The organism is Streptomyces sp. CB01249 (genome assembly GCF_001905735.1).
Lineage (GTDB): Bacteria > Actinomycetota > Actinomycetes > Streptomycetales > Streptomycetaceae > Streptomyces.
In genome coordinates, this window is record NZ_LISW01000005.1 from 271,277 (window position 1) to 295,870 (window position 24,594).

Consider the following 24,594-nt stretch of genomic DNA (forward strand, 5'->3'; position numbering starts at 1 on the left):
TCCGGACCGGCCCCGACGCCCTCCCCCGGAGGCGGAGGCGCGGCGGATGCCTCTTTGGAAGTGATTCGTTGCGGGCCGTCCGGCGGATTGGCGGAACCCGTCGTTCATCCGATCGGGTGACAGACCAATCCGCTCGCAGCCCGGCGCCGAATCCCCGTCGTGAGTGAAGAGCGGAACGATCCGGAGACCGGGGCAGCCGAGCCCCGGCGGTCCCGAGCGCTGCGTGCGGCCTGTGCCGCGCTCGGCGGCGTGATCGCCGGGTTCGCCTCCCTGGCCGTCGCCGAGCTGGCGGCGGCGGTCGTGCGGCCTGAGGCGGGTCCGGTGGCGGCGGTGGGCGGTGCGGTGATCGACCGCACTCCCCCGGCGCTGAAGGACTTCGCCGTACGGAACTTCGGGACCAACGACAAGCTGGTCCTGGAGCTCGGGATCCTGGCGATCCTGGCGCTGTTCGCGGTGGCGGTCGGGCTGCTGACGCTCCGCCACCGGATCGCCGGGTCGGCGGCCGTGCTGGTCTTCGGCGCGGTCGGGGCGACGGCGGCGGTCGGGCGTCCGGAGGGCCGGGTGTCGGACGCGCTGCCGTCGGTGGTGGGCGCGCTGGCGGGTGCCGGGGTGCTGTATCTGCTGTCCGGGCGGCTGGTCGCGCCCCGGCCCGCCGGGGAGCGGGCCACCGGGGGCTTCGACCGGCGCGGATTCGTCGTCGCGGCGGGTGTCGCGGCGGTGGCCTCCGCCGGGGCGGGGCTGCTGGGGCGGCGTCTCACCTCGGCCGTGCAGGCCGGGGCGGAGGCGTCCCGGCGCGATCTGAAGCTCCCCGCGCCCGCCTCGCCCGCCCCCGCCGTACCGGCCGGTGCGGAGCTGGAGGTCCGGGGGCTGAGCCCGTTCGTCACGCCCAACAAGGACTTCTACCGCGTCGACACGGCCCTGGTCGTGCCGAGGGTGGACGCCGGGGAGTGGCGGCTGCGGATCCACGGCAAGGGCGTGACCCGTCCGGTGACGCTCGGCTTCCAGGACCTGCTGCGACGGAAGGCCGTGGAGCGCGACATCACGCTGACCTGCGTCTCGAACGAGGTGGGCGGGCCGTACGTCGGCAACGCCCGGTGGCTCGGCGTGCGCCTGGCCGACCTGCTGCGCGAGGCGGGGGTGCGGCCCCCGTCCGAGGGCGGCCGGGCCGACCAGCTCGTGGCGCGTTCGGTGGACGGCATGACGATCGGCACCCCGGTCGAGGACGTCATGGACGGCCGCGACGCCCTGCTCGCCTTCGGCATGAACGGGGAGCCGCTGCCCTTCGAGCACGGCTTCCCGGTCCGGATGGTCGTCCCCGGCCTGTACGGATATGTGTCGGCCTGCAAGTGGATCAAGGACATCGAGCTGACCACCTTCGACGCGTACGACGCGTACTGGGTGAAGCGGTCCTGGTCCCGGCGGGCGCCCATCAAGACCCAGGCCCGCATCGACACCCCGCGCCCCTTCGCGTCCCCGAAGGCGGGCACGGTGGCGGTCGCCGGGGTCGCCTGGGCCCAGCACCGCGGGATCACCCGGGTCGAGGTACGGGTGGACGAGGGCCCCTGGCACCCGGCGCGGCTCGCGGCACCGGCCGGCCGGGACATCTGGCGCCAGTGGGTGTGGGAGTGGCCGGCCACCCCGGGCAGCCACACCCTGGAGGTCCGCGCGACCGACGGGACCGGCGCCGTCCAGACCGCCCGGCGCGCCGGCACCGTGCCGGACGGCGCGACGGGCCGGCACTCGGTGGTGGTCGACGTGACCTGATCCCCGCGGGCCCGCCGCCTCCCCCACGCCGTGCGCAGGTCCGCCCGGGCTTCGCGCACCCCCAGTCAACTACCGTACGCAATCAATCGGTTACTCAACAGGAGAACACCATGAAGGTCATCCACGCCCGCCGCGCCGCCCTCGCCCTCACCGCGGCGGCGATCCTGCCGCTGGCCCTGACGGCCTGCTCCAGCGACTCCAAGGACAGCGCGTCCGGATCGAGCGCCAGCTCCGCGAAGGCGCCCGCCTCGCCGTCCGCCGAGAAGTCCATGGACCCGGACAAGCCCTTCGGCCCGGCCTGCGCCTCGGTCCCGAAGAGCGGCGCGGGCTCCTTCAACGGCATGGCGAAGGACCCGGTGGCCACGGCGGCCTCGCACAACCCGGCCCTGTCCACCCTGGTCACCGCGGTCAAGAAGGCCGGTCTGGTCGACACCCTGAACAACGCCCAGAACATCACCGTGTTCGCCCCGACCAACGACGCCTTCGCCAAGGTCCCGAAGGCCGACCTCGACAAGCTCCTCGCCGACAAGGCCGCGCTCACCAAGGTCCTCACGTACCACGTGGTGGGCCAGAAGCTGACGCCGCAGCAGCTGGAGAAGGGCTCCTTCGAGACGCTGGAGAAGGGCGAGCTGACGACCTCGGGCTCGGACATGACGTACACCGTGAACGACTCGTCGAAGGTCGTCTGCGGCAACGTCCCCACGGCCAACGCCACGGTCTACATCGTGGACACGGTCCTGATGCCGCCCGCCGCCTGATCACATCCCCCGCGGTGGGCCACCGGCCCACCGCGGGCCCCGGGCGGGCCGGTGCGGATCCTGCGGAATCCCGTCGCCTTGAACCTACACATAAGCGACGGATAAGAGCAGAATGGACAGTGCGGGCCACTTCCCGCGTGTGGCGGTGACCGGGTCCGCATGATCCGAAGGGGACGAAACTCATGTCAAACGTCTCGCACGTCGGCCACGACATGGCCGGACACCCCGATGTATCGGAAATGAGCGACCGCTACGCCCGTGTGATGGGCGGCCGCGACGTGGCGCTCGTGGACGCGCCGGTCTTCCTGGTCGGTCTCTACTGCGCCGTCTCCCCGTGGGTGCTGCACTTCACCACCTCGCAGTCCGCCCTGGTGACGCACAACCTGGTCATGGGCATCGCGATCGCCGTGCTCGGCCTCGGGTTCACGGCGATGCCGCAGCGGATGTACGGCCTGAGCTGGGCCATCTGCGCCATGGGGGCGTGGATGATCATCTCGCCCTGGGTGGTGGGCAGCAGCCCGGACACCGGCGTCATCCTCAACAACGTCATCATCGGCGGACTGACCGCCCTGCTCGGACTGGTCTGCGCGGGCGCGTCGATGAAAATGAGCCGAGGCGGCCGGTCCTAGCCGGCCCTCCCCCGGAGGAAGGGAAGCCTGTACGAAAGCCGACCGGACCCGACAGGATCCGGCCGGCTTCCGCGTGTCTCAGCCCAGCGAGCTGTACGCGACGACGCCCCGCAGCACCTCTTCGACCGCCTTGCGGGCGCTCCGGGCCACCGTGCTGTTCTCGCGCGGCGCGGCGGCGGCCACCTGGCCCAGCACGTCGATGACCTGCTTGCACCAGCGCACGAAGTCGCCCGCCGGCATGTCCGCCTCGCGCAGCACCTCGTCCAGCGAGCGGCCGGACGCCCACATGTACACCGCCCAGGCGAAGCCGAGATCGGGCTCGCGCTGGCCGACCCCCTCCGCCTGGTTGATCTTGAAGTCCTCCTCCAGGGAGTCGAGCCGCCCCCAGATGCGGACCATCTCGCCCAGCGCGGTCCTCGCGGGCCCCGACGGCAGCTTCGGCGCCACCGCGTCGTCGGCCTGCCGCGCCTCGTACACCAGGGCGGAGACGCACGCCGCGAGCTCCGCCGCGTTCAGCCCCTCCCAGACGCCGGCGCGCAGGCACTCGCTCGCCAGCAGGTCCAGCTCGCCGTAGAGCCGGGCCAGCCGCTTCCCGTGCTCGGTGACCTCGCTGCCGCGCAGGTAGTCCAGCTCGGTGAGCAGGGCGACGATCCGGTCGAAGGTGCGGGCGATGGTGTTGGTGCGCCCCTCGATGCGGCGCTCCAGCTGCCGGGTGTCGCGCTGGAGCCGGTGGTAGCGCTCGGCCCAGCGGGCGTGGTCCTCGCGCTCGTCGCACCCGTGGCAGGGGTGGGCGCGCAGCTCGGCCCGCAGGCGCGCGATCTCGCGGTCGTCGGCGGCGGGGGCGCGCCCCTTGCGGTGCCGGTCCGGGACGATGTGCCCGGCCTTGGTACGCAGCGCGGAGGCCAGGTCCCGGCGCGACTGCGGCGAGCGCGGGTTGAACGACTTCGGCACCCGCATCCGCTCCACGGCCTCCACCGGCACCGGGAAGTCGATCGAGGCGAGCCGCTTCACCTGCCGCTCGGCGGTCAGCACCAGCGGGCGGGGCCCGTCGTGGTACTCCATGCCGCGGTGCCCGTGCCCGTTGGTACGCCCGGCAGCGAGCCCGGGGTCGAGGACGAGCGCGAGGCCGGCGAACTTGCCGGTCGGCACATGGATGACATCGCCGGGCTTCAGCTTCTCCAGGGACGCGGCGGCGGCGGCCCGCCGCTGCGAGGCGCCCTGCTTGGCCAGCTCCGTCTCCCGGTCCTTGAGGTCGCGGCGCAGCCGCGCGTACTCCTCGAAGTCACCGAGATGGCAGGTCATCCCCTCGCGATAGCCCTCCAGGCCCTCCTCGTTGCGCTGGACCTGGCGGGAGATCCCGACCACCGACCGGTCCGCCTGGAACTGCGCGAAGGAGGTCTCCAGGAGCTCGCGCGAGCGGTGCCGCCCGAACTGGTGGACCAGATTCACGGCCATGTTGTACGAGGGTCGGAAGCTGGAGCGCAGCGGATACGTGCGGGTGCCGGCGAGTCCGGCGAGGGCGCCCGGGTCCATGCCGCGCTGCCAGAGCACCACGGCGTGGCCCTCGACGTCGATCCCGCGCCGCCCGGCCCGGCCGGTGAGCTGGGTGTACTCGCCGGGGGTGATGTCGGCGTGCTGCTCGCCGTTCCACTTGACGAGCTTCTCCAGGACCACCGAGCGGGCGGGCATGTTGATGCCGAGGGCCAGCGTCTCCGTCGCGAAGACCGCCTTGACGAGGCCCCGGACGAACAGCTCCTCGACGATCTCCTTGAACCGCGGGAGCATCCCGGCGTGGTGCGCGGCGATGCCCCGCTCCAGGCCCTCCAGCCACTCGTAGTAGCCCAGGACGTGCAGATCCTCGGACGGGATGGACGCCGTCCGCTCCTCCACGATCTCCCGCACGAGGCGCCGCTTGTCCTCGTCGTTGAGCCGGAGCCCGGCGTGCAGGCACTGCTGGACGGCGGCCTCGCAGGCGGCCCGGCTGAAGATGAACGTGATCGCGGGGAGCAGCCCCTCGGCGTCCAGCCGGTCGATGACCTCGGGGCGCGAGGGCGTCCAGATCCGGCTGCGCTGACGCCGCTCGCGCTCGCGGTCGGCCTCGCGGACCATCTTGCCGCGGCGGCGTTCGCGGGGGTTGTACCCGCGCTGGTTCTCCATGCGGGCGAGGCGGACGAGGTCGGGGTTGACCTCGCGGCGGCCGGTGCCGCGGCCTCCGTGGTCGGTCTCCTCCTCGAAGAGGTCGTACATCCGCCGCCCGGCCAGCACGTGCTGCCACAGCGGGACGGGCCGCTGCTCGGAGACGATCACCTCGGTGTCGCCGCGCACGGTGTCCAGCCAGTCGCCGAACTCCTCCGCGTTGGACACGGTCGCCGAGAGGGAGACCAGGGTGACCGACTCGGGGAGGTGGATGATCACCTCTTCCCAGACGGCGCCCCGGAAGCGGTCGGAGAGGTAGTGCACCTCGTCCATGACCACGTGTCCGAGGCCGTTCAGCGCCTGGGAGCCCGCGTACAGCATGTTCCGCAGGACCTCGGTGGTCATGACGACGACCGGGGCGTCCGCGTTGACACTGTTGTCACCGGTGAGCAGGCCGACCTTGTCGGAGCCGTAGCGCCGGACCAGGTCGGCGAACTTCTGGTTCGACAGGGCCTTGATCGGCGTGGTGTAGAAGCACTTGCGGCCCTGCTCCAGGGCGAGGTGCACGGCGAACTCGCCGACGATCGTCTTGCCCGAGCCGGTGGGGGCGGCGACGAGCACGCCCTTCCCGGCCTCCAGCGCCTTGCACGCCTCGATCTGGTACGGGTCGAGATCGAAGTCGTACATCTCGCGGAACGGCCCGAGAGCGGTCGCCTGCTCGGCCGCCCGGAGCCGGGAAGCCTGGTAGCGCTCAGCTGGTGAGAGGTCGTCTGTCATCTTGCTGTCGAGCCTACCCGCCGCCTCCGACAGTGACGCGATCTTTAATCGCCCATGGTCCGGGCTCCGAGAACCCGTACCGCCTTCGGCACACAGGTGGCGGTCAGCGGGAGCGCGCCGAGCGGTTCGCCGTCCGCGTAGGCGGTGACGCCGACGGCTTCGAGGGTGACCGACGAGGCCCGGTGCACGGTGACGACGGGGTGGCTGAGGTGCGTTCCCTTGTACACCCGGGGAAAGACCTTGAGCAGGGTCGTACGGCTGCACTCGCCGACCACCGTGATGTCGAAGAGCCCGTCACCCATGTCCGCGTCGGCGCACATCCGCATGCCGCCGCCGTACGAGGTGCCGTTGCCCACCGCGACGAGCGTCGCCCGAAGCTCCCGGGACGGCCCCCCGTCGAGCGTCATGCGGTACGTGACCGGCTTGAAGGCGGCCAGCTCGGCGAGGATCGCCAGGTCGTACTTGAAGCGGCCGCCCCAGCGCATCCGGTTGCCCCGGTCGTTGACCCGGGAGTCGAAGCCGGAGGCGAGCACGGAGCCGAACCAGCGCTCCCCGGCCCGGCCGAGGTCGATCTCGCGCACCGGCGCCCGGCCCTTGAGCGCATCGGCGGCGAGCCGGCCCGACGCCTCCGGGTCGCGTATCGGCAGGCCCAGGGCGCGCGCGAAGTCGTTGCCGGTCCCCACCGCGACCACGCCGAGCGGGGTGAGCGTCCCGGCGACCGCCTGGAGGGCCAGCGACATGAGCCCGTCCCCGCCGACGGCTATGAGCGCGCCGGTCCCCTCCGCGACCGCGTCCCGGGCCCGGCGCAGCGCGTCACCGGCGTCCTCGCCGAGGATCGTACGTACGGAGAAGCCGGCCTCCCGCAACGCGGAAGCGGCCGGCTGCGCGGCTCGCGCGCCCCGGCCGCGTCCCGCGGTGGGATTGACGAAGAGGGTGATCTCGCTGGTCACCCGGGGACCCTACAAGGTCAGGTGATGTCGTCGTAACCGTCGCGCGCGGAGGACCGTCCGCCGTCGGACTGACCGGGCACCGTCGGAGACGCCGACACCTGCTCCATGTCGCCGATGTCCTCGGGGGTGAGGTCCAGATCCGACGCCTCGTCGTCATCGAGGTCGGCGTCCGGGTTGTTCCGCTTCCGGCGCCGGTCGTTGGCCATGCAGACGCCGAGGGCGAGGTAGTACAGCAGCACGATGGGCGCGGCCAGCGTGATCATCGTGAGCGGGTCCCCGGTCGGGGTCGCCACAGCGGCGAAGATCGTGATGCCCATGACCATCCAGCGCCACCAGGAGGCGAGTCGCTTGGCCGTGAGAATCCCGGTGAAGTTCAGCAGGACGAGCAGCAGCGGCAGCTCGAAGGCGAGGCCGAACACGACCACCATGCGCGTGATGAAGTCGAGGTACTCGTCGACCGGCAGCAGGGGCTTCGTGTCGTTGGGGGTGAACTCCTGGAGCACCGACGCGGTCTGCGGCATCAGCACGTAGGCGAGGGTCGCACCCGCCAGGAAGAGCGGCGCGCCGACGCCCACGAAGGAGAGCGCGTACCGCTTCTCGTGCTTGTGCAGGCCGGGCGCGAGGAACGCCCACAACTGGTACAGCCAGACCGGGGAGGAGATCACCACCCCTGCCATGAGGGAGACCTTGAGGGCGATGGAGAACGGGGCGACGATTCCGTTCACCGTCATCTCGGCACACGGCTTGCCGTTGAGCTGCCTCGCCTCACCATGGGCGCAGCCGACCGACTCCAGGATGGGCTTGATCAGGAAGGTGATCAGGTCCTGGTAGAAGAAGGCCGTGATCGAGGTGATCACGAGGATCGCCACAACCGCGATCAGCAGTCGGTTACGCAACTCTCGCAGGTGATCAGCGAGAGGCATCCGCCCCTCGCTGTCCTTCTCCTGCTTGCGGGCAGACTTGAGCAACCCACTTCCCTCGTCTCGTGCGGCGGCCGGCGGAGGAATCCGTCAGCGCGGTCAGCTCTGGGTGGTGGGCTTCGCTTCGCTCACCGGACGGGAGCTCGTGACGTCGCCGGGCGCGGCCTGGATCGTACGGGCGGCGGCCTGCGGGGCGTCGGCGGGGGCGTCCGTGGTGGCGGGGGCCGTCGGCTCGTCGTCCTTCTTCATGGCCTTGGCCTCGCTCTTGAGGATGCGGGCCGACTTGCCGAGCGAACGGGCCATGTCGGGAAGCTTCTTGGCGCCGAACAACAGCAGGATGACAGCGATGATCAGTACGATCTCGAGAGGCTTCAGATTGCCCATGATGTGCTTCCTTCTAGCTGAGGCGGCTGGAGGTGGGCTCGCTGCCCTTGAGTGGCGGATACACATCCGACCATTCGCCGGCAGCGATCGTAACCCGCGGGAGTAAACGCGAGGCAATGCCCGTGCATACTTTCGATAGCGGCCCGCACCTCCCTGCCTGGGCCGTCCTGCAGCAGCGTACCTCCCGGGCCCCCGAAACAGGAGGCCGCGTCCACGGGCCCTCTAGGGCCTGGCCTTCCCCGTCGCGGCGAGCCGTTCGGCCGCGCGTTCCAGGTCGTCGGCGGCGCGGTTGATGCGCTCCGTGGTGCGGGTCACCTGGTGGCCGAGGCGCTGGGCCTCGGTGAACACCCTGATGGCCAGCGTGCCGAGCACGGCGATTCCGAGGAATCCCAGGGCGATGGCGAGCATGGGCCAGAACATGCGCGAGGAGCCTTTCAGGAGCCGGTGTGCAGGCGTAGCGTGCGGACGCCGCCGTCGGTCAGGAGCTCCACTATCCGTTCCCCCGCCGGCTTACGGACGCACGCGGCGCAGTCGGGGCAGGTGAAGGAGTAGAACGTGGTGCGGCTGGTCGCGCCGATCACCAGCCGGAACTCCGCCGCCGCAAGCTCGAACCGCGCACGGCAGTCCGGGCAGGCGGCCTTGAAGCGCGCCGACTCCGGCACCGCCACGGTGGGTACGGCGGCGCGGCCCGGCAGCGCGGACAGGTGGCCCATGGGTGCGGTCGCCCCCTCAGGCCGTGCCGTCGTACGCGGCGAGCGCCGCGCGCGCCGCACTCCGCGCGCTCCCGGCCAGCTCCGGGGGCGAGACGATGCGCCCCTCCCGGCCGAGCCGCAGCGCGAGCCGGCGCAGCGAGGCCGGGTCCGGGGTGCGCAGGGTGATCCGCAGACCGCCGTCGGGCCGTTCCTCCGCCCGGTCGTGCGGGTAGTACTCGGCGACCCAGCGCCCGCCGGGGCCGACCTCGATCACGACCTCCGGGTCCTCGGCGGCCGGCTGGACGAGCCCCTCGGACAGGTCCCGCAGCTCCAGCTCGGGCGGGGCGGCGGGCTCGTCGAGGAGCCGGATCTCGGCGACCCGGTCGAGGCGGAAGGTGCGCCGGTCCTCGGAGGAGCGGCACCACGCCTCCATATAGGTGTGCCCGACGGCGAAGAGCCGGATCGGGTCCACCTCGCGCTCGGTGAGCTCGTCGCGGGCGGGCGAGTAGTAGCGCAGCCAGAGCCGGCGCCGCTCCGAGATCGCCCGGTCCACCTCGGCGAAGACGCCGCCCTCGGACTCGAAGGTGACCGAGAGCCGGGAGCTGGCGGCGCCCACCTCTCCGGCGGCGGTCTCCAGCTTGGCGGTGGCCCGCAGCAGCGCCTGCCGGTCGCTCTCGCGCAGCCCGGGCAGGGTCGCCACGGCGCGGGCGGCGACCAGCAGGGCCGTCGCCTCGTCGGCGGCGAGCCGCAGCGGTTCGGCGACGTCGTCCGCGTTGTGCCACCAGATGCGGTCGCCGTCGGTGTCGATGTCGAGCAGGTCGCCGCCCCGGAAGCTGGTCCCGCACATGGGCAGCACGTCCAGGTCGGCGATCAGCTCGTCCTCGGTGATCCCGAAGGCCCGGGCGACGTCCTGGACGTGGGCGCCGGGGCGCTCGCGCAGGTACGTCACCAGGGAGAGCATCCGGCGCGTCTGGTCGATGGCGTTCGTGGCCATGGAAGTCGGTCCCCTCAGTCCTTGGCCACGGCGCGCAGCCGGTCCACCACGTCGGCCCGCAGGTCCTCGGGTCCGGTGACGACGACGTCGGGCCCGAACTCCACGAGCCAGGCGTCCAGCCCGTGTCCGTACGGGATCTCCAACTCGTCCCACCCGTTCCCGAGTTCCCGGACCGACAGGGCGCGGGCGCGCAGCGGGTAGCCGGAGTCGGTGCGGAGCCTGATCAGGGCGGTCCGGGTGGCCGTCTCCCCGGCCCAGCTCTCCACGGTCTCGCGGACGGTGACCACGTCGGGCACCTCGGCGGTGAAGGCACCGGCCCGGGAGCGCACCTTGCCGGTGATCCGGGAGAGCCGGAAGACGCGCTCGGCGCCCCGCTCGCGGTCCCAGCCGGCGAGGTACCAGTGGCCGCGCCAGCATTCCAGGGTCCACGGCTCGACCTGGCGCTGCTCGGGCTGGGCGGCGTTGGCCTTGCGGTAGTCGAAGGTGACCGGGCGGCGGTCGCGGCAGGCCAGCATCAGGGGTTCGAACGCGGCCTCGTGGACGGGGATGCGGGGTTCGAGGGCGCTGTGCACCTCGTAGGCGTCCTCGGTCTCGGGCATCCCGGCCGCGCGCAGCTTCTGCAGCGCTCCGCTGGCCGCGCCGGCGAGGCGGGCCTGCTGCCAGACCTTGGCGGCCAGGCCGAGCGCGGCGGCCTCCTCGGCGTCCAGCGTGATGGGCGGCAGCCGGTTGCTGTCGCGGCGGGCGAGGTAGCCGGTGTCGCCGTCCAGGTTCTCCACGGTCTCGATGACCAGGCCGAGCTCGCGCAGGTCGTCCTTGTCGCGCTCGAACATCCGGTTGAAGGCGTCGTCGGAGGCCGCTTCGAGGTACGCCTCGATGGAGCCGCGCAGCTCGCGCTTGCTGAGCGGGCGCCGGGTCCCCAGCAGGCACAGCGCCAGATTCATCAGCCGCTCGGCCTTGGCAATCGCCATCGACGCCCTTTCCCTCGTGCTCTACGACGCTCGACCGTACCGCCCCGGGGTGTCCGGACAAAAGCGAGGGCCCGCACCTTGGCGGCGCGGGCCCTGCTGGTGCTACTACGCGCGGATCAGACGGCGACGAGGTCGCAGACGAAGATCAGCGTCTCGCCCGGGGCGATCCGGCCGCCGCCGGCGCCGCGGTCGCCGTAGGCGAGGTGCGCGGGGATGGTCAGCTGGCGACGGCCGCCGACCTTCATGCCCTGCACGCCCTTGTCCCAGCCCGCGATGACCTGGCCGGCACCGAGCTGGAACTGCAGCGGAGTGCCGCGGTTCCAGGAGGCGTCGAACTCCTCGCCGGTGGAGAAGGCGACACCCACGTAGTGGACGGAGACCGTCTGGCCGGCCTTGGCCTCGGCGCCCTCGCCCTCCCAGATGTCCTTGATCTCCAGGTCGGCCGGCGGCTCGCCACCCGGGAAGTCGATCTCGGGCTTCTCGATGCTCACTGACTTGCTCCTCTTACAGATGAACTGGGCAACCGGGACAGTCTTACATCTTCGCCAGGAGGTCCACGGCGAAGACCAGCGTGGAGTTGGCGGGCACGCCCGACTGCTCCTTGTCACCGAGGCCCTGGTCCGGCGGCACGACCAGCAGCACCCGGCTGCCGATCTTCTTGCCGACCAGGCCGTCCTTCAGGCCCTTGAGGGTGACCTGCGCCAGCGGGAAGGTCTGCGTCTTGCCCGTGGTGTACGTGTTGTCGAACTCCTTGCCGTCCTTCCAGAGCTTGGCCACGTAGTTCACGACGACCGAGTCGGTCTCCTTCACCACGTCGCCCTTGGACTCCAGCACGTAGTTGGAGACCAGCTTCTTCGGCGGGGTGACCTTGCTCGGGATGGTCAGGCTCGGCGCCTTGCCGTCGGTGTTGGTGCCCACCTTCGGCAGGTCCATGTTGTCCTGGGCGACGGCGGTGCCCTTGGCCGAGGCCGGGATCTGCTTCGCCTTCAGGATGTCCACGACGAAGACCAGGGTGGCGTTCGGCTTGATGTCGCCCTGGCCCTGGGCCCCGTAACCGAGGTCCGGCGGGATCACCAGCTGGACCCTGCTGCCGACCTTCTGGCCGACCAGGCCCTTCTCCCAGCCCTGGATGACCATGCCCGCGCCGAGCGTCAGGTCGAACGGCTGCTTGCGGTCGAAGCTGTTGTCGAACGGCTTGGTGGAGTCGTACGCCTGGCCGAGGTAGTTGACCTGGGTGACGTCGCCGTTCTTCAGCTTCGCGCCGTCGCCCTCGCTGATGACCTTGGTCTTCAGCTCCTTGGGCGGCGTACCCGTGCCCTTGGCCAGGGTGGGCTTCTCGCCGAACTTCTCGCCCGCGGTGATGGCGGGGAAGCCGCCCTTGGAGGGGGCGGACGCGGAGGCGGAAGCGGAGTCGGAGCCCTTGTCGTCGTCGCTGCCGCAGGCCGCTGACGACAACAGCAGCAGGGGGACGACGAGAAGGCCGGCAAGTCGGCGCACTGGTTCCTCAGATCTCAGACGGCATATGTGGGGGACGCGCCCCGGGGGTCCGGGGACCCCGCCACTCTAGGCCGTGCGAAGGGCCCCGTACGAGGAACGTACGGGGCCCGAGTCGCGCCGGCGCCGGAGCGTATCCTGCGCCTCACATACCCGCGATCAGCTTCTCCACCCGGTCGTCCACCGACCGGAACGGGTCCTTGCACAGCACCGTGCGCTGCGCCTGGTCGTTGAGCTTGAGGTGCACCCAGTCGACGGTGAAGTCCCGCCGCTGCTCCTGGGCCCGCCGGATGAAGTCCCCGCGCAGCCGCGCCCTGGTCGTCTGCGGGGGCACCGACTTGCCCTCGAAGATCTTGAGGTCGTTGCAGATGCGGGCGGCCTGCCCCTTGCGCTCCAGCAGGTAGTACAGCCCCCGCCGGCGGTGGATGTCGTGGTAGGCGAGGTCTATCTGCGCGACCCGCGGATTCGACATGGTCATGTTGTGCTTGGCCCGGTACCGCTCGATGAGCTTGTACTTCATGACCCAGTCGATCTCGGTGTCGATCCGGTCGAGGTCCTCGGCCTCGATCGCGTCGAGCGTGCGGCCCCAGAGTTCGAGGACGCGCTCGACGTTGCCGGTGCGGATGCCGCGGCGGTCCACGAAGTCCACGGCCTTCTCGTAGTACTCGCGCTGCACCTCTATGGCCGAGGCCTCCCGGCCACTGGCGAGGCGGACCTTGCGCTGCCCGGTGGTGTCGTGGCTGACCTCGCGGATCGCCCGGATCGGGTTCTCCAGGGTCAGGTCACGCATCACCGTGCCCGCCTCGATCATGCGGAGCACCAGGTCGGTCGCGCCGACCTTGAGCAGCATGGTCGTCTCGGACATGTTGGAGTCCCCGACGATGACGTGGAGGCGGCGGTAGCGCTCCGCGTCCGCGTGCGGCTCGTCGCGGGTGTTGATGATCGGGCGGGAGCGCGTCGTCGCGGAGCTGACGCCCTCCCAGATGTGCTCGGCACGCTGGCTGACGCAGTAGACCGCGCCCCGGGGGGTCTGGAGCACCTTGCCGGCGCCGCAGATCAGCTGCCTGGTGACGAGGAAGGGAATGAGGATGTCCGCGAGGCGGGAGAATTCCCCGTGCCGGGCCACGAGGTAGTTCTCGTGGCAGCCGTAGGAGTTTCCCGCGGAGTCGGTGTTGTTCTTGAAGAGATAGACGTCGCCGGCGATTCCCTCCTCGTGCAGGCGGCGTTCGGCGTCGACGAGCAGGCCTTCGAGAATGCGCTCGCCGGCCTTGTCGTGGGTGACCAGTTCGGTCAGGTTGTCGCATTCGGGGGTTGCATATTCCGGATGCGATCCCACGTCGAGGTAGAGGCGGGCGCCGTTCCGCAGAAAGACATTGCTGCTGCGGCCCCATGACACAACACGGCGGAAGAGGTAGCGCGCCACTTCATCAGGAGACAGTCGGCGCTGTCCCCTGAACGTGCACGTGACGCCGTACTCGTTCTCCAGCCCGAAAATGCGGCGGTCCATGACTGAACATTACGCCTGATGGCCCGAGCTGAAACCGGGTTCGACGGCACCGTTTCGATCATTTTCCGACCCTCGCACCGCGACGGCGGTACGGGGCGGAGCCACGAGGACCTTCCCGGTGGCCAGCAACACCAGCAGCGCCGCCACTCCACCGGCCCCCGCGACCGCGAAGCTCCATGCCGTCCCGCCCAGCTCGACGGCCGGACCGGCCACCGCCGTCCCCACGGCCGCGCCCACCCCGAAGGTCGTCACGAGCCACGAGAACGCCTCCGTCACCGTCCCCCGGGGCGCGTGCCGGTCGACCACGATGAACGAGCACGCGACGGCCGGGGCGAGGAACACCCCGGAGACGGCCGCCAGCACGGTCATCGCGACCGGCCCCGGCGTCAGCACCAGCGGCAGATAGCCCACCGCGAGCAGCGCCACGATGACCCGCAGCCGCCGCTCCGGCGCCCCCGCCCACTGCCGCGCCCCGTACACCACCCCGCCGAGCAGGGCGCCGAGGCCGAGCGCGGCCATCAGCCAGCCGTACACCGACTCCCGGCCCCGGTCGTCCGCGTACGCCATCGCGGCCACGGTGATCGAGCCCAGCGCCAGGCCCACGAAGAAGAACGAGCCGAGCAGCGCCAGCAGCCCCGGCGAGCGCAGCGCGCCCAGCCAGTGCGCCTCGCGCGGCGCGGAGCGCCAGACCCGCGAGGGCTCCGAGAGCACCACCGACAGCGCGCCGAGCACCCCGATCGCGTTGATGACCAGCAGCGCCGTGGCGGGCGACCAGAGGGCGACCAGGAGCGTCACGAGCAGGGGCCCCGCGGTGAACATGATCTCCTGCGCGACGGCGTCCATGGCGTAGGCCCGGTGCACCCGGTCCTCACCGCCCAGCACGCTCGGCCACAGCGCCCGCAGGCCGCCCTCCAGCGGGGGCGTGAAGAGCCCGGCCACCGCCACCGCCGCGTAGGCGAGGGCGAGCGAGCCGGTCCCGGCCACGGCGAGGACGGCCATGCCGAGCGCGGAGACGACGGCGGCGGGCAGCTGGACGCGCGGCTGCCCGTACAGGTCCACCGCCCGGCCGAGCAGCGGCTGCCCGACCGCCGTGGCCAGCCCGTACACCGCCGCGAGCGCGCCCGCGATGCTGTAGCTGCCACCCTCGGCCCGGACGAACAGCACGATCGCGATGCTCGCCGTGCCGTTCGGCAGCCGTCCCACCAGGGTGCCCGTCAGCAGCCTGGCGGCGTGCCGCGCCCGGAGGATGTCCAGATATCCCGCGGCCATGTCCCGCCCCTCTCCCTCGGGTGCCTGTGCGGGCCTGCGAGGTGTTACGTATAACTTCCGGGTTCATACGTACCATGAGCCCGTCCGCAGGTCCACCTCACGGGCCTGAACCGAACGGCCCGGAGGCCCGCGTGACCAGCCCCGCACCGCCCGGCCCGCCCCGGCCCACCAGCCGTGACGTGGCCCGGGCCGCCGGCGTCTCCCAGGCCACGGTCTCGCTGGTGCTCGGCGACAAATGGCGGGGCCGGGTCTCCGAGTCCACCGCCGACCGGGTCCGCGACGCCGCCCGCGGCCTGGGCTACCGGCCTAATCTCGCCGCCCGCAATCTGCGCCTGGGCCGCACCCGGACGGCGCTCCTGGTCGTCCCGGCCCTCACCAACGAGTTCTTCGCCCGGGTGTACACCGGGGCCGCCGCGGTCGCCGCCGAGCACGGCTTCGGGGTCGTCCTCTACCCCTCCCCCGACGGCACCGGCCCGGCCCGCGACCCGTTCCCGTCGGCCCGGGCCGCGCTGGACGGGGTCATCGCCTCCTCCATGGCCGCCGACGCGCTCGACGCCCTGCACGGCGCGGACGTCCCCCTCGTGATGCTGGACAGCGACCCCTCGGCGCCCGGGCCCGCCGCCCGGGTCAACCTGGACATCGCCGACGGGATGCGCCAGGTGGCCCGCCATCTGCTCGCCCTCGGCCACCGGCGCTTCCTCCACCTCGCCTCGGCCGTCGACACCTGGACCTTCGCCTGCCGGGCGGACGCACTGCGCGAGGAGCTGCGCCGGACCCCCGGCACCGAGGTCCGCACGGTGACCGCCGCACTGGACGTGCGGGCGGGGCGGGACGCCGCGGAACGCGCGCTCGGGCTGCCCGGGCCCCGGCCCACCGCGATCGTCTGCGACGACGACATCCTGGCGGCGGGCGCGTGCAAGGCGGCCCGCCGGTTCGGGCTGCGGGTGCCGGACGACGTCTCGGTCACCGGCTTCGACGACCTGGCCCTGGCCACGGCGGTGGAGCCGGAGCTGACCACGGTCCGGCTGCCCGCCGTGCAGGTCGGGGAGCGCGGGATGGCCGCTCTGCTGGCGGTCCTGGACGGGCGGGCCGCCGAGCCGGGCAGCCTGCCGGTGCGGCTGGTGGTCCGGGGCTCCACCGCCCCGCCGCCGGCATGACGGAGCCCCGGTCCGCCTGGGGCGGGCCGGGGCTCGGCGGGGCGGGTGGCGTTACTCCACGTCGCCGCCGGAATCCGTGGTGTCGGTCGTGCCCTTCGTGCCCTTCGGGTCCGTCGTGGCCGTCGGGCTGTCCGTGGACTCGCCGTCCTCGGCGTCGGACGGGGCGTCGGTCGGGGTCGACGCGTCGGCCTCCGCTTCGAGGAGCCGGGCCAGCTGCCGCCCGACGATCCGCTTGAACTTGCGCTGCTGCGGCCGGGTGCGGTCCAGGACCGCGACCTCCAGCCGGTCGGCGGGGATCTCCCGCTCGTTGCCGTTGGCCTCGCGGGACAGCGCCTGCACCGCCAGCTTCAGCGCCTCGGCGAGGGACATCCCGTCGCGGTGGCGCTGGTCCAGGAAGGTGCTGATCTGCTCCGCGTTGCCGCCGACCGCGACCGAGCCGTGCTCGTCCACGATGGAGCCGTCGTGCGGCAGCCGGTAGATCTGGTCGCCCTCGGGCTCGGCGCCCACCTCGGCGACCACCAGCTCCACCTCGTACGGCTTCTCGGCCGCGCTGGAGAAAATGGTGCCGAGCGTCTGCGCGTAAACGTTCGCCAGTCCACGGGCCGTCACATCGTCGCGGTCATAGGTGTAACCGCGCAGATCGGCATAACGGACTCCGCCGATGCGGAGGTTCTCGTACTCGTTGTACTTGCCGGCGGCGGCGAAACCGATCCGGTCGTAGATCTCGCTGAACTTGTGCAGCGCACGGGACGGGTTCTCGCCGACGAACACAATTCCGTCGGCGTACTGCAGCACAACCAGGCTGCGACCGCGGGCGATACCCTTCCGGGCGTATTCCGCCCGGTCGGCCATGGCCTGCTGAGGTGAGACATAGAACGGCGTCGACACCGGCTATCCGTCCCTTTCTGTCAGTGGCGGGAGCATCGAAGAAGGCTGGAAACGAACGCGTGCTCAGAGCAGCGCGGCGCGCGGGCCGTCGGGCTGTTCCAGGCGGCGTTCCAGAATCGAGCGGGCGATCCCGGCGGATTCCGCGTCGGTCAGCTTCCGGAAGCCCTCTTCCGTGATGACGGTGACGATCGGATAGATACGCCGGCCCACATCCGGGCCGCCCGTCGCCGAGTCGTCGTCCGCCGCGTCGTACAGCGCCTGCACGACCAGCGTGAGCGTCTCCTCCTCCGTCAGGTCGTCGCGGTAGAGCTTCTTCATCGAGCCCCGGGCGAAGATCGAACCGGAACCGGTGGACGCGTAGCCGACATGCTCCTCGGAGCGCCCGCCGGTGACGTCGTAGCTGAAGATGCGTCCGCGCTCGCGGTCGATGTCGTAACCGGCGAAGAGCGGGACGACGGCGAGGCCCTGCATGGCCATCGCCAAATTGCTCCGGATCATCGTGGAGAGCCGGTTGGCCTTGCCCTCCAGGGAGAGCTGGGCGCCCTCCACCTTCTCGAAGTGCTCCAGCTCCAGCTGGAAGAGCTTGACCATCTCCACGGCCAGACCCGCCGTACCGGCGATGCCCACCGCCGAGTACTCGTCGGCCGGGAAGACCTTCTCGATGTCGCGCTGCGCGATCATGTTGCCCATGGTCGCCCGCCGGTCACCGGCCAGGACGACACCGCCGGGGAAGGCCGCGGCCACGATCGTCGTGCCGTGCGGCGCCTCGACGGCTCCCTTCAGGGGCGGTGTCTGACGGTTGCCCGGCAGCATCTCCGGCGCCTGGTCGGACAGGAAGTCCATGAAGGAGGACGATCCCGGCGTCAGGAAGGCAGCCGGCAGACGCCCGGTGCTACGAGTGTTGGCTTCCACGCGTTTCCCTCCAGGTATGCGATGACCCTGCGCCGCATTGCAGTTGAAGCACATTACGCCCCGGACCCTACCCGCCCCGCGGCAGTGATCCACATAGAAGACGCAGGCAATCGGACGGGGGCGCGGACCGTGCCCGCGGTGTGCGGCACGGGCGGTCCGCCCGTGCCGCACACCCGCCGCCGGCCTCCGGCGCGGGGCCGGTTACTCGCCGCCCTTTTGTACGAATGACCTGACGAAGTCCTCGGCATTGGACTCGAGTACGTCGTCGATCTCGTCCAGGACGTCGTCCACGTCGTCGCTCAGCTTCTCCTGGCGTTCCTTGAGGTCCTCGGAAGCCTGCGCGTCCTGCGCCTGCTCCTCGACCTCCTCCGTGGAGCGCGTCGCCTTCTGCTGTCCGCCGCCGGTGTCCTTGGTCGCCATCTAGCTCACCCCGCTCGGTTCGAAGCACTTGATCAGACCCTACCCATGGGGTCCGACATTGGCCCGGTACTTGTCTCAACGTCCGGAGGTCATCGGAATGATTCCCAGCCGGGAGCCCTTTCAGGCGCTTTCAGCGGCCCGAGAGGACGTCGACCAGCTCCTGCGCCGTGCGGCAGCGGTCCAGGAGCGACTTCACGTGCTCCCGGGTGCCCCGCAGCGGCTCCATCGTGGGCACCCGCTGGAGGGAGTCCTGGCCCGGCAGGTCGAAGATCACCGAGTCCCAGGAGGCAGCGGCCACGTCGTCCGCGTACTGTTCGAGGCAGCGGCCGCGGAAGTACGCCCTGGTGTCCTCGGGCGGCGCCGTACGGGCCTCCTCGACCTCGCGCTCGTCCAGGAGCCGTTTCATCCGGCCCCGGGCCACCAGGCGGTTGTACAGCCCCTTGTCCTGCCGTACGTCCGCGTACTGCAGGTCCACCAGATGCAGCCGGGCGGCGTCCCAGTCCAGGCCGTCGCGGCGCCGGTAGCCCTCCATGAGCTGCCGCTTCGCCACCCAGTCCAGCTCGCCGGCCAGGCTCATCGGATCGTTCTCCAGCCGGTTCAGGGTGTCCTCCCACCGGCTCAGGATGTCCTTGGTCTGCTCGTCGGCGTCCGCCCCGTACCGTTCCTCGACGTATTTGCGGCCCAGCTCGAAGTACTCCATCTGGAGCTGCACCGCGGTGAGTGTCCGGCCGCTGCGCAGCGTGATCAGCTGCTGGAGCCCGGGGTCGTGCGAGACCTGGTGCAGGGTGCGCACCGGCTGGTCGACGGCCAGGTCGACGTTGATGAAGCCGTCCTCGATCATGGACAGGACGAGCGAGGTGGTGCCGAGCTTCAGATACGTCGAGATCTCGGAGAGGTTCGCGTCGCCGATGATCACATGGAGCCGGCGGTACTTCTCGGCGTCCGAGTGCGGCTCGTCGCGGGTGTTGATGATGGGGCGCTTGAGCGTGGTCTCCAGGCCGACCTCGACCTCGAAGTAGTCGGCGCGCTGGCTGAGCTGGAAGCCGTGCTCGCCGCCGTCCTGGCCGATCCCGACCCGTCCGGCGCCGGTGACCACCTGCCGCGAGACGAAGAACGGCGTCAGGTGGCGCACGATGTCCGAGAACGGGGTCTCCCGCTTCATCAGGTAGTTCTCGTGCGTCCCGTAGGAGGCGCCCTTGTTGTCGGTGTTGTTCTTGTAGAGGTGGATCGGCTGGGCGCCCGGGAGCTGCGCCGCGCGCTCGGCCGCCTCGGCCATGATCCGCTCGCCGGCCTTGTCCCACAGGACCGCGTCCCTGGGGTTGGTGATCTCCGGGGAGCTGTACTCGGGGTGCGCGTGGTCGACGTAGAGCCGGGCCCCGTTGGTGAGGATGACATTGGCCAGGCCGATGTCCTCGTCCGTGAGCTGGCTGGAGTCGGCGGTCTCGCGGGCGAGGTCGAAGCCTCGCGCGTCCCGCAGCGGATTCTCCTCCTCGAAGTCCCAGCGGGCGCGGCGCGCCCGGTGCATCGCCGCCGCGTAGGCGTTGACGATCTGGGACGAGGTGAGCATGGCATTGGCGTTGGGGTGTCCGGGGACGGAGATCCCGTACTCCGTCTCGATGCCCATTACTCGCCGTACGGTCATGCGGCCCTCCTTGCCCGGCGGCGCTCCCTTCCGGGGCGGCGCTCAAGTACCGCTGCTTGTTCGGTGCGTGCGCGGTCTGCCCGTCCCGCGCTGCGCGAACGGGCGGTACGCCTGAGCCTAGAACGCCCGCGTGCCGGTGGGGAGATCAATTGCGTCGTCATTGCCGCGGTGTCGCCCGCGGCTGGCCGGAAAGCAACCGGCTGCGGATGCCCGGCCGGGCATCCGCAGCCGGTACGCCTTCTACAGGTACTGACCGGTGTTGGCCACCGTGTCGATGGAGCGGCCGGTGTCCGCGCCCTGCTTTCCGGTGACGAGCGTGCGGATGAAGACGATCCGCTCGCCCTTCTTGCCGGAGATACGGGCCCAGTCGTCCGGGTTGGTGGTGTTCGGCAGGTCCTCGTTCTCCTTGAACTCGTCCACGCAGGCCTGGAGGAGGTGGGAGACGCGAAGGCCCTTCTGGCCGTGGTCGAGGAAGGCCTTGATGGCCATCTTCTTGGCCCGGTCCACGATGTTCTGGATCATCGCGCCGGAGTTGAAGTCCTTGAAGTACAGGACTTCCTTGTCGCCGTTGGCGTACGTGACCTCGAGGAAGCGGTTCTCCTCGGACTCGGTGTACATCCGCTCGACGACCGACTGGATCATGGCGTGCGCGGCGGCTTCCTTCGAGCCGGTGTGCTCGGCCAGGTCGTCCGCGTGCAGCGGCAGCGAAGGCGTGAGGTACTTCGCGAAGATGTCCTTCGCGGCCTCCGCGTCGGGGCGCTCGATCTTGATCTTGACGTCGAGCCGTCCCGGGCGCAGGATCGCCGGGTCGATCATGTCCTCGCGGTTGGAGGCGCCGATGACGATGACGTTCTCCAGGCCCTCCACGCCGTCGATCTCGGCGAGCAGCTGCGGGACGATGGTGTTCTCCACGTCCGAGCTGACGCCCGATCCACGGGTGCGGAAGAGGGACTCCATCTCGTCGAAGAAGACGATGACGGGGGTGCCCTCGCTCGCCTTCTCGCGGGCACGCTGGAAGACCAGGCGGATGTGCCGCTCGGTCTCGCCGACGTACTTGTTGAGGAGCTCCGGGCCCTTGATGTTGAGGAAGTAGCTCTTGCCGGCGGGCTGTCCGGTGACTTCGGCGACCTTCTTCGCCAGGGAGTTGGCGACGGCCTTGGCGATGAGCGTCTTGCCGCAGCCGGGCGGACCGTAGAGCAGGATGCCCTTCGGCGGGCGGAGCTCGTGCTCCTTGAAGAGGTCGGGGTGGAGATAGGGAAGCTCGACCGCGTCGCGGATCAGCTCGATCTGGTCGCCCAGGCCGCCGATCTTGTCGTAGTCGATGTCGGGCACTTCTTCGAGGACGAGTTCTTCGACCTCGCTCTTGGGCACGACTTCGTAGACGTAGCCGGAACGGGGTTCGAGCAGCAGGGCGTCGCCGGGGCGGATGGTGATGTCCAGCAGCGGCTCGGCGAGCCTCACCACCCTTTCCTCGTCGGTGTGCCCGATCACCAGGGCGCGTTCGCCGTCCTCAAGGATCTCCTTGAGGGTGACGATGTCCCCGGCACGCTCGAATTCCATGGCGTCGACCACATTGAGCGCTTCGTTGAGCATGACCTCCTGGCCGCGCCTGAGGTCTTCGAGTTCGACGCTGGGGCTGACGTTCACCCGGAGCTTGCGGCCCCCGGTGAAGATGTCGCAGGTGCCGTCCTCGTTCGCCTGCAGGAACACCCCGAAGCCGGCCGGCGGCTGTGCGAGCCGGTCGACCTCCTCCTTGAGGGCCACGATCTGGTCGCGGGCCTCGCGGAGTGTGCCGGCGAGCCGCTCGTTCTGGGCGGACACGCCTGCGAGGTTGGTCTGCAGTTCGACGATCCGCTCTTCGAGAATCCTCGTATGACGCGGAGAGTCGGCGAGCTTACGTCGCAGGACGGCGATTTCCTGCTCGAGATAGGCGACCTGGCCGGCTGGGTCGTCGGACCCCCGCCCGGGCCGGATGCCGCGGTTGATGTCGTCGTCGTGGGCTGCCACGGTCCTCACCTCCTCCAAGGGGAGCTGGACGCTTCCTGACCCTACCTGCGTGGGTGGTGATTGAAACCCCTAGATCACAAAGACTGTGAGGTGTGTCCGATCTTCACCCTTGCGCTCTCCCCCGTGCCAGGTGGATACCCACCGTTCAACATCGGAAAGCGGCCGGTTGTATCGTCAAAGCGTTCAACACCCGTCAGGGCTGGCTCTTTCCCGGTCCGGCTACGCAGGAAACGGCAGGCGACATGACCGTGCGGCAGGACTCTCCCACCGGTGGCGAGGCGCAGGACCTGGAGGTCTGGATCGACCAGGACCTGTGCACGGGGGACGGCATCTGCGTGCAGTACGCGCCCGAGGTGTTCGAGCTGGACATCGACGGTCTGGCGTACGTGAAGAGCGACGACGACGAGCTGCTGCAGGACAAGGGCGCGACCACGCCGGTGCCGCTGCCGCTGCTCCAGGACGTCGTGGATTCGGCCAAGGAGTGCCCGGGCGACTGCATTCATGTGCGTCGCGTTTCGGACAGGGTCGAGGTCTACGGGCCCGAGGCGGCCTGACCTTCCGGGGTGCCGGGCGGCGGTGCCGGGCCGGGCTCAGACGCCGGCGCCGGTGCTCCCGGCCGTATCGCTGTTCCGCGTGAAGGCGCCGTTCTGCCACTTCCAGGTGACTTTCTCCTGCTGGTCGGGGCAGCACGAGGGCACCGACGAGGAGGAGTAGCCGAGGAGCGTGGCGGAGATGACGCCGTCGCGGACCGTGAAGTCGCCGATGGTCAGCTGCTGGGCGGGGTCCACCAGGGTCGCGACGATCCTGGGTGCGGCCCCGCTCGCCTGTGTGAGGACGTAGATGCCGCTGGGCGGGGTGCCCGATCCGGCCGCGCAGTGGACCACCGCGACGGTCTCGGGCCTGCCGTCGCCGTCGAGGTCGCCGGGGGCCTGCTTGGCGACGGTGTTGCCGACGTTGCCGCAGTCCAGGGGGAAGTCCGCCTTGGCCGGATCCGGTGCTACGGCCGCTTCCTCGTGCTGCTGCTGGGCCGTCGTGCGGTGCCGGGTGGAGGCCGAGGCGCTGCTGTGGGGCTGGAGCAGACCGGCTGCCGCGATGACTGCGGCCATGGCCGCCGCGGTGGCGAGCCAGTGCATGGGCCTGGTGTCGGTGTGCGCGAGGTCCGGGAGCGCGGAGGTCTGCACGCGGGCTGTCTCCTGTGGTTCCTGTGGTGCGGCCGTCGGCGTCGGCGGTACGGGGGTGGCCAGCATCGTGCCACACCTCACACGGCAGCGGAACGGTGGGGTGCGCCGGGATGACGCGCCGCATACGGAGAAGGCGCCGCCGCCGGGTCCCCGGGTCGGTCCGGGAACTCGGCGGCGGCGCCGGTGCGTTGCCGCGAGGTCAGTCGCGGGAGGGAGCGCTCCGGCCGCCCGGGCCGTCGTAGTCCTCGCCGTAGGCGCCCTTGGAGGGGCGGCGGCGACGGGCCGGGGCCTCGACGCCGTCGGCGAGCCGGCGGGCGGTGACGAGGAAGCCGGTGTGCCCGATCATGCGGTGGTCCGGGCGCACGGCCAGGCCCTCCACGTGCCAGTTGCGGATCATCGACTCCCAGGGCTGCGGCTCGGCGAAGCAGCCGATCTCACGGATGGACTCGACCGTCCGGGAGAGCTGGGTGGTGGTGGCGACGTACGCGCAGAGGATGCCGCCGGGGACGAGCGCCTTGGAGACGACGTCCAGGCACTCCCAGGGGGCCAGCATGTCCAGCACGACGCGGTCCACGTCGGTGTCCGTGAGGTTGTCCTGGAGGTCGCCGACCGTGAGCTGCCAGGCGGGGTGCGGGCTGCCGAAGTAGCGCTCGACGTTCTGCTGGGCGATCTCGGCGAAGTCCTCGCGGCGCTCGTACGAGTGCAGCATGCCCTGTTCGCCGATGGCGCGGAGCAGGAAGGTGGAGAGCGCGCCCGAGCCGACGCCCGCTTCCACGACGCGTGCGCCGGGGAAGATGTCGCCGAAGGCGAGGATCTGGCCCGCGTCCTTCGGGTAGACCACGGCGGCGCCGCGGGGCATGGACAGGACGTAGTCGGGGAGCAGGGGGCGCAGCGCGAGGTAGGCGACGTTTCCCGTGGTACGGACCACACTGCCCTCGGGGGCACCGATCAGCTCGTCGTGCGGGAAAGAACCCTTGTGGGTGTGGAAGTTCTTTCCGGCTTCGAGCGTGAAGGTGTGGTGGCGTCCCTTGGGATCGGTGAGCTGGACCTGGTCCCCGACCTTGAAGGGCCCGCGTCGGCGGGCGGCACCGGTCGGTTCAGACATGTGACCAGCGTACCGGTGTTTCACGGGCCGCCGACCGCCG

General features: G+C 70.8%; 24 protein-coding genes and 1 pseudogene. 5 read left to right on the top strand and 20 right to left on the bottom strand.

Annotated elements, in window-relative coordinates:
• Window positions 1-219: 219 nt before the first annotated feature.
• From AMK18_RS23910 to AMK18_RS23920, 3 genes are all read left to right on the top strand, one after another.
• Window positions 220-1,764 carry a molybdopterin-dependent oxidoreductase gene (locus AMK18_RS23910; protein ID WP_026171603.1) on the top strand — a complete coding sequence of 515 codons (1,545 nt, stop codon included), beginning with the start codon at window positions 220-222 and terminating at the stop codon, window positions 1,762-1,764.
• Window positions 1,765-1,874: 110 nt separating this feature from the next.
• Window positions 1,875-2,522 (top strand): fasciclin domain-containing protein, encoded by a 648-nt coding sequence (locus AMK18_RS23915; RefSeq protein WP_073864438.1) that lies wholly within the window; start codon window positions 1,875-1,877, stop codon window positions 2,520-2,522.
• Between the two features lie 182 nt (window positions 2,523-2,704).
• Window positions 2,705-3,151: an SPW repeat protein gene (locus tag AMK18_RS23920; protein WP_198957071.1), complete on the top strand. Its 447-nt coding sequence runs from the start codon at window positions 2,705-2,707 to the stop codon at window positions 3,149-3,151.
• Window positions 3,152-3,229: 78 nt separating this feature from the next.
• On the opposite strand, the gene AMK18_RS23925 is transcribed toward AMK18_RS23920, so the two are convergent.
• The 12 genes from AMK18_RS23925 to AMK18_RS23980 all read right to left on the bottom strand — a co-directional run bounded on the left by AMK18_RS23925 (window position 3,230) and on the right by AMK18_RS23980 (window position 15,242).
• Window positions 3,230-6,064 (bottom strand): DEAD/DEAH box helicase, encoded by a 2,835-nt coding sequence (locus AMK18_RS23925; protein ID WP_026171602.1) that lies wholly within the window; start codon window positions 6,062-6,064, stop codon window positions 3,230-3,232.
• Window positions 6,065-6,108: 44 nt separating this feature from the next.
• The gene (locus tag AMK18_RS23930) at window positions 6,109-7,014 is read right to left on the bottom strand and encodes a diacylglycerol kinase (protein ID WP_073864439.1); all 906 of its coding nucleotides are present in this window, start codon (window positions 7,012-7,014) and stop codon (window positions 6,109-6,111) included.
• Between the two features lie 17 nt (window positions 7,015-7,031).
• The gene (gene tatC, locus AMK18_RS23935; protein ID WP_073864440.1) at window positions 7,032-7,982 is read right to left on the bottom strand and encodes a twin-arginine translocase subunit TatC; all 951 of its coding nucleotides are present in this window, start codon (window positions 7,980-7,982) and stop codon (window positions 7,032-7,034) included.
• Between the two features lie 51 nt (window positions 7,983-8,033).
• A complete protein-coding gene (tatA, locus tag AMK18_RS23940) occupies window positions 8,034-8,321 on the bottom strand; it encodes a Sec-independent protein translocase subunit TatA (RefSeq protein WP_026171600.1) in 288 nt (95 codons plus the stop codon).
• A gap of 219 nt (window positions 8,322-8,540) precedes the next feature.
• Window positions 8,541-8,738: a hypothetical protein gene (locus AMK18_RS23945; RefSeq protein WP_073864441.1), complete on the bottom strand. Its 198-nt coding sequence runs from the start codon at window positions 8,736-8,738 to the stop codon at window positions 8,541-8,543.
• A 14-nt stretch (window positions 8,739-8,752) separates the two neighbouring features.
• A complete protein-coding gene (locus AMK18_RS23950) occupies window positions 8,753-9,031 on the bottom strand; it encodes a hypothetical protein (RefSeq protein ID WP_018103752.1) in 279 nt (92 codons plus the stop codon).
• A gap of 16 nt (window positions 9,032-9,047) precedes the next feature.
• A complete protein-coding gene (locus AMK18_RS23955) occupies window positions 9,048-10,004 on the bottom strand; it encodes a helix-turn-helix transcriptional regulator (RefSeq protein WP_073864442.1) in 957 nt (318 codons plus the stop codon).
• Window positions 10,005-10,018: 14 nt separating this feature from the next.
• Entirely contained in the window at window positions 10,019-10,972 is a 954-nt protein-coding gene (locus tag AMK18_RS23960; protein ID WP_018103750.1) for a helix-turn-helix transcriptional regulator, read from the bottom strand.
• A gap of 116 nt (window positions 10,973-11,088) precedes the next feature.
• The gene (locus tag AMK18_RS23965) at window positions 11,089-11,463 is read right to left on the bottom strand and encodes an FKBP-type peptidyl-prolyl cis-trans isomerase (RefSeq protein WP_018103749.1); all 375 of its coding nucleotides are present in this window, start codon (window positions 11,461-11,463) and stop codon (window positions 11,089-11,091) included.
• Between the two features lie 43 nt (window positions 11,464-11,506).
• On the bottom strand, window positions 11,507-12,469 hold the full coding sequence (locus AMK18_RS23970) for an FKBP-type peptidyl-prolyl cis-trans isomerase (RefSeq protein ID WP_018103748.1): 963 nt from the start codon (window positions 12,467-12,469) through the stop codon (window positions 11,507-11,509).
• Between the two features lie 142 nt (window positions 12,470-12,611).
• Window positions 12,612-13,973, bottom strand: a complete 1,362-nt coding sequence (gene pafA, locus AMK18_RS23975) for a Pup--protein ligase (protein WP_026171599.1) — start codon at window positions 13,971-13,973, stop codon at window positions 12,612-12,614.
• Between the two features lie 9 nt (window positions 13,974-13,982).
• Entirely contained in the window at window positions 13,983-15,242 is a 1,260-nt protein-coding gene (locus AMK18_RS23980) for an MFS transporter (RefSeq protein ID WP_073864443.1), read from the bottom strand.
• A 131-nt stretch (window positions 15,243-15,373) separates the two neighbouring features.
• On the opposite strand from AMK18_RS23980, the gene AMK18_RS23985 reads away from it, so the two are divergent.
• Entirely contained in the window at window positions 15,374-16,399 is a 1,026-nt protein-coding gene (locus tag AMK18_RS23985) for a LacI family DNA-binding transcriptional regulator (protein ID WP_073864444.1), read from the top strand.
• Window positions 16,400-16,450: 51 nt separating this feature from the next.
• On the opposite strand, the gene prcA is transcribed toward AMK18_RS23985, so the two are convergent.
• The 6 genes and pseudogenes from prcA to arc form a co-directional block, all read right to left on the bottom strand.
• The gene (gene prcA, locus AMK18_RS23990) at window positions 16,451-17,287 is read right to left on the bottom strand and encodes a proteasome subunit alpha (RefSeq protein ID WP_073864445.1); all 837 of its coding nucleotides are present in this window, start codon (window positions 17,285-17,287) and stop codon (window positions 16,451-16,453) included.
• Between the two features lie 63 nt (window positions 17,288-17,350).
• Window positions 17,351-18,199 carry a proteasome subunit beta gene (gene prcB / locus AMK18_RS23995; RefSeq protein WP_026171597.1) on the bottom strand — a complete coding sequence of 283 codons (849 nt, stop codon included), beginning with the start codon at window positions 18,197-18,199 and terminating at the stop codon, window positions 17,351-17,353.
• Window positions 18,151-18,295 (bottom strand): annotated as a pseudogene (locus tag AMK18_RS35315) (endonuclease VII domain-containing protein); the annotation flags it as partial. The gene prcB and the pseudogene AMK18_RS35315, both read right to left, overlap by 49 nt.
• A gap of 105 nt (window positions 18,296-18,400) precedes the next feature.
• Entirely contained in the window at window positions 18,401-18,619 is a 219-nt protein-coding gene (locus tag AMK18_RS24005; protein ID WP_018103742.1) for a ubiquitin-like protein Pup, read from the bottom strand.
• 130 nt (window positions 18,620-18,749) lie between these two features.
• Window positions 18,750-20,261 (bottom strand): depupylase/deamidase Dop, encoded by a 1,512-nt coding sequence (dop, locus tag AMK18_RS24010; protein ID WP_073864446.1) that lies wholly within the window; start codon window positions 20,259-20,261, stop codon window positions 18,750-18,752.
• A 240-nt stretch (window positions 20,262-20,501) separates the two neighbouring features.
• Window positions 20,502-22,268, bottom strand: coding sequence for a proteasome ATPase (arc, locus tag AMK18_RS24015; protein WP_073864561.1), 1,767 nt, complete (start codon window positions 22,266-22,268; stop codon window positions 20,502-20,504).
• Window positions 22,269-22,510: 242 nt separating this feature from the next.
• On the opposite strand from arc, the gene AMK18_RS24020 reads away from it, so the two are divergent.
• Window positions 22,511-22,822, top strand: coding sequence for a ferredoxin (locus AMK18_RS24020; RefSeq protein WP_018103739.1), 312 nt, complete (start codon window positions 22,511-22,513; stop codon window positions 22,820-22,822).
• Between the two features lie 36 nt (window positions 22,823-22,858).
• On the opposite strand, the gene AMK18_RS24025 is transcribed toward AMK18_RS24020, so the two are convergent.
• Entirely contained in the window at window positions 22,859-23,449 is a 591-nt protein-coding gene (locus AMK18_RS24025; protein ID WP_073864447.1) for a hypothetical protein, read from the bottom strand.
• A 199-nt stretch (window positions 23,450-23,648) separates the two neighbouring features.
• Window positions 23,649-24,554 (bottom strand): tRNA (adenine-N1)-methyltransferase, encoded by a 906-nt coding sequence (locus tag AMK18_RS24030; RefSeq protein ID WP_018103737.1) that lies wholly within the window; start codon window positions 24,552-24,554, stop codon window positions 23,649-23,651.
• Window positions 24,555-24,594: the final 40 nt, after the last annotated feature.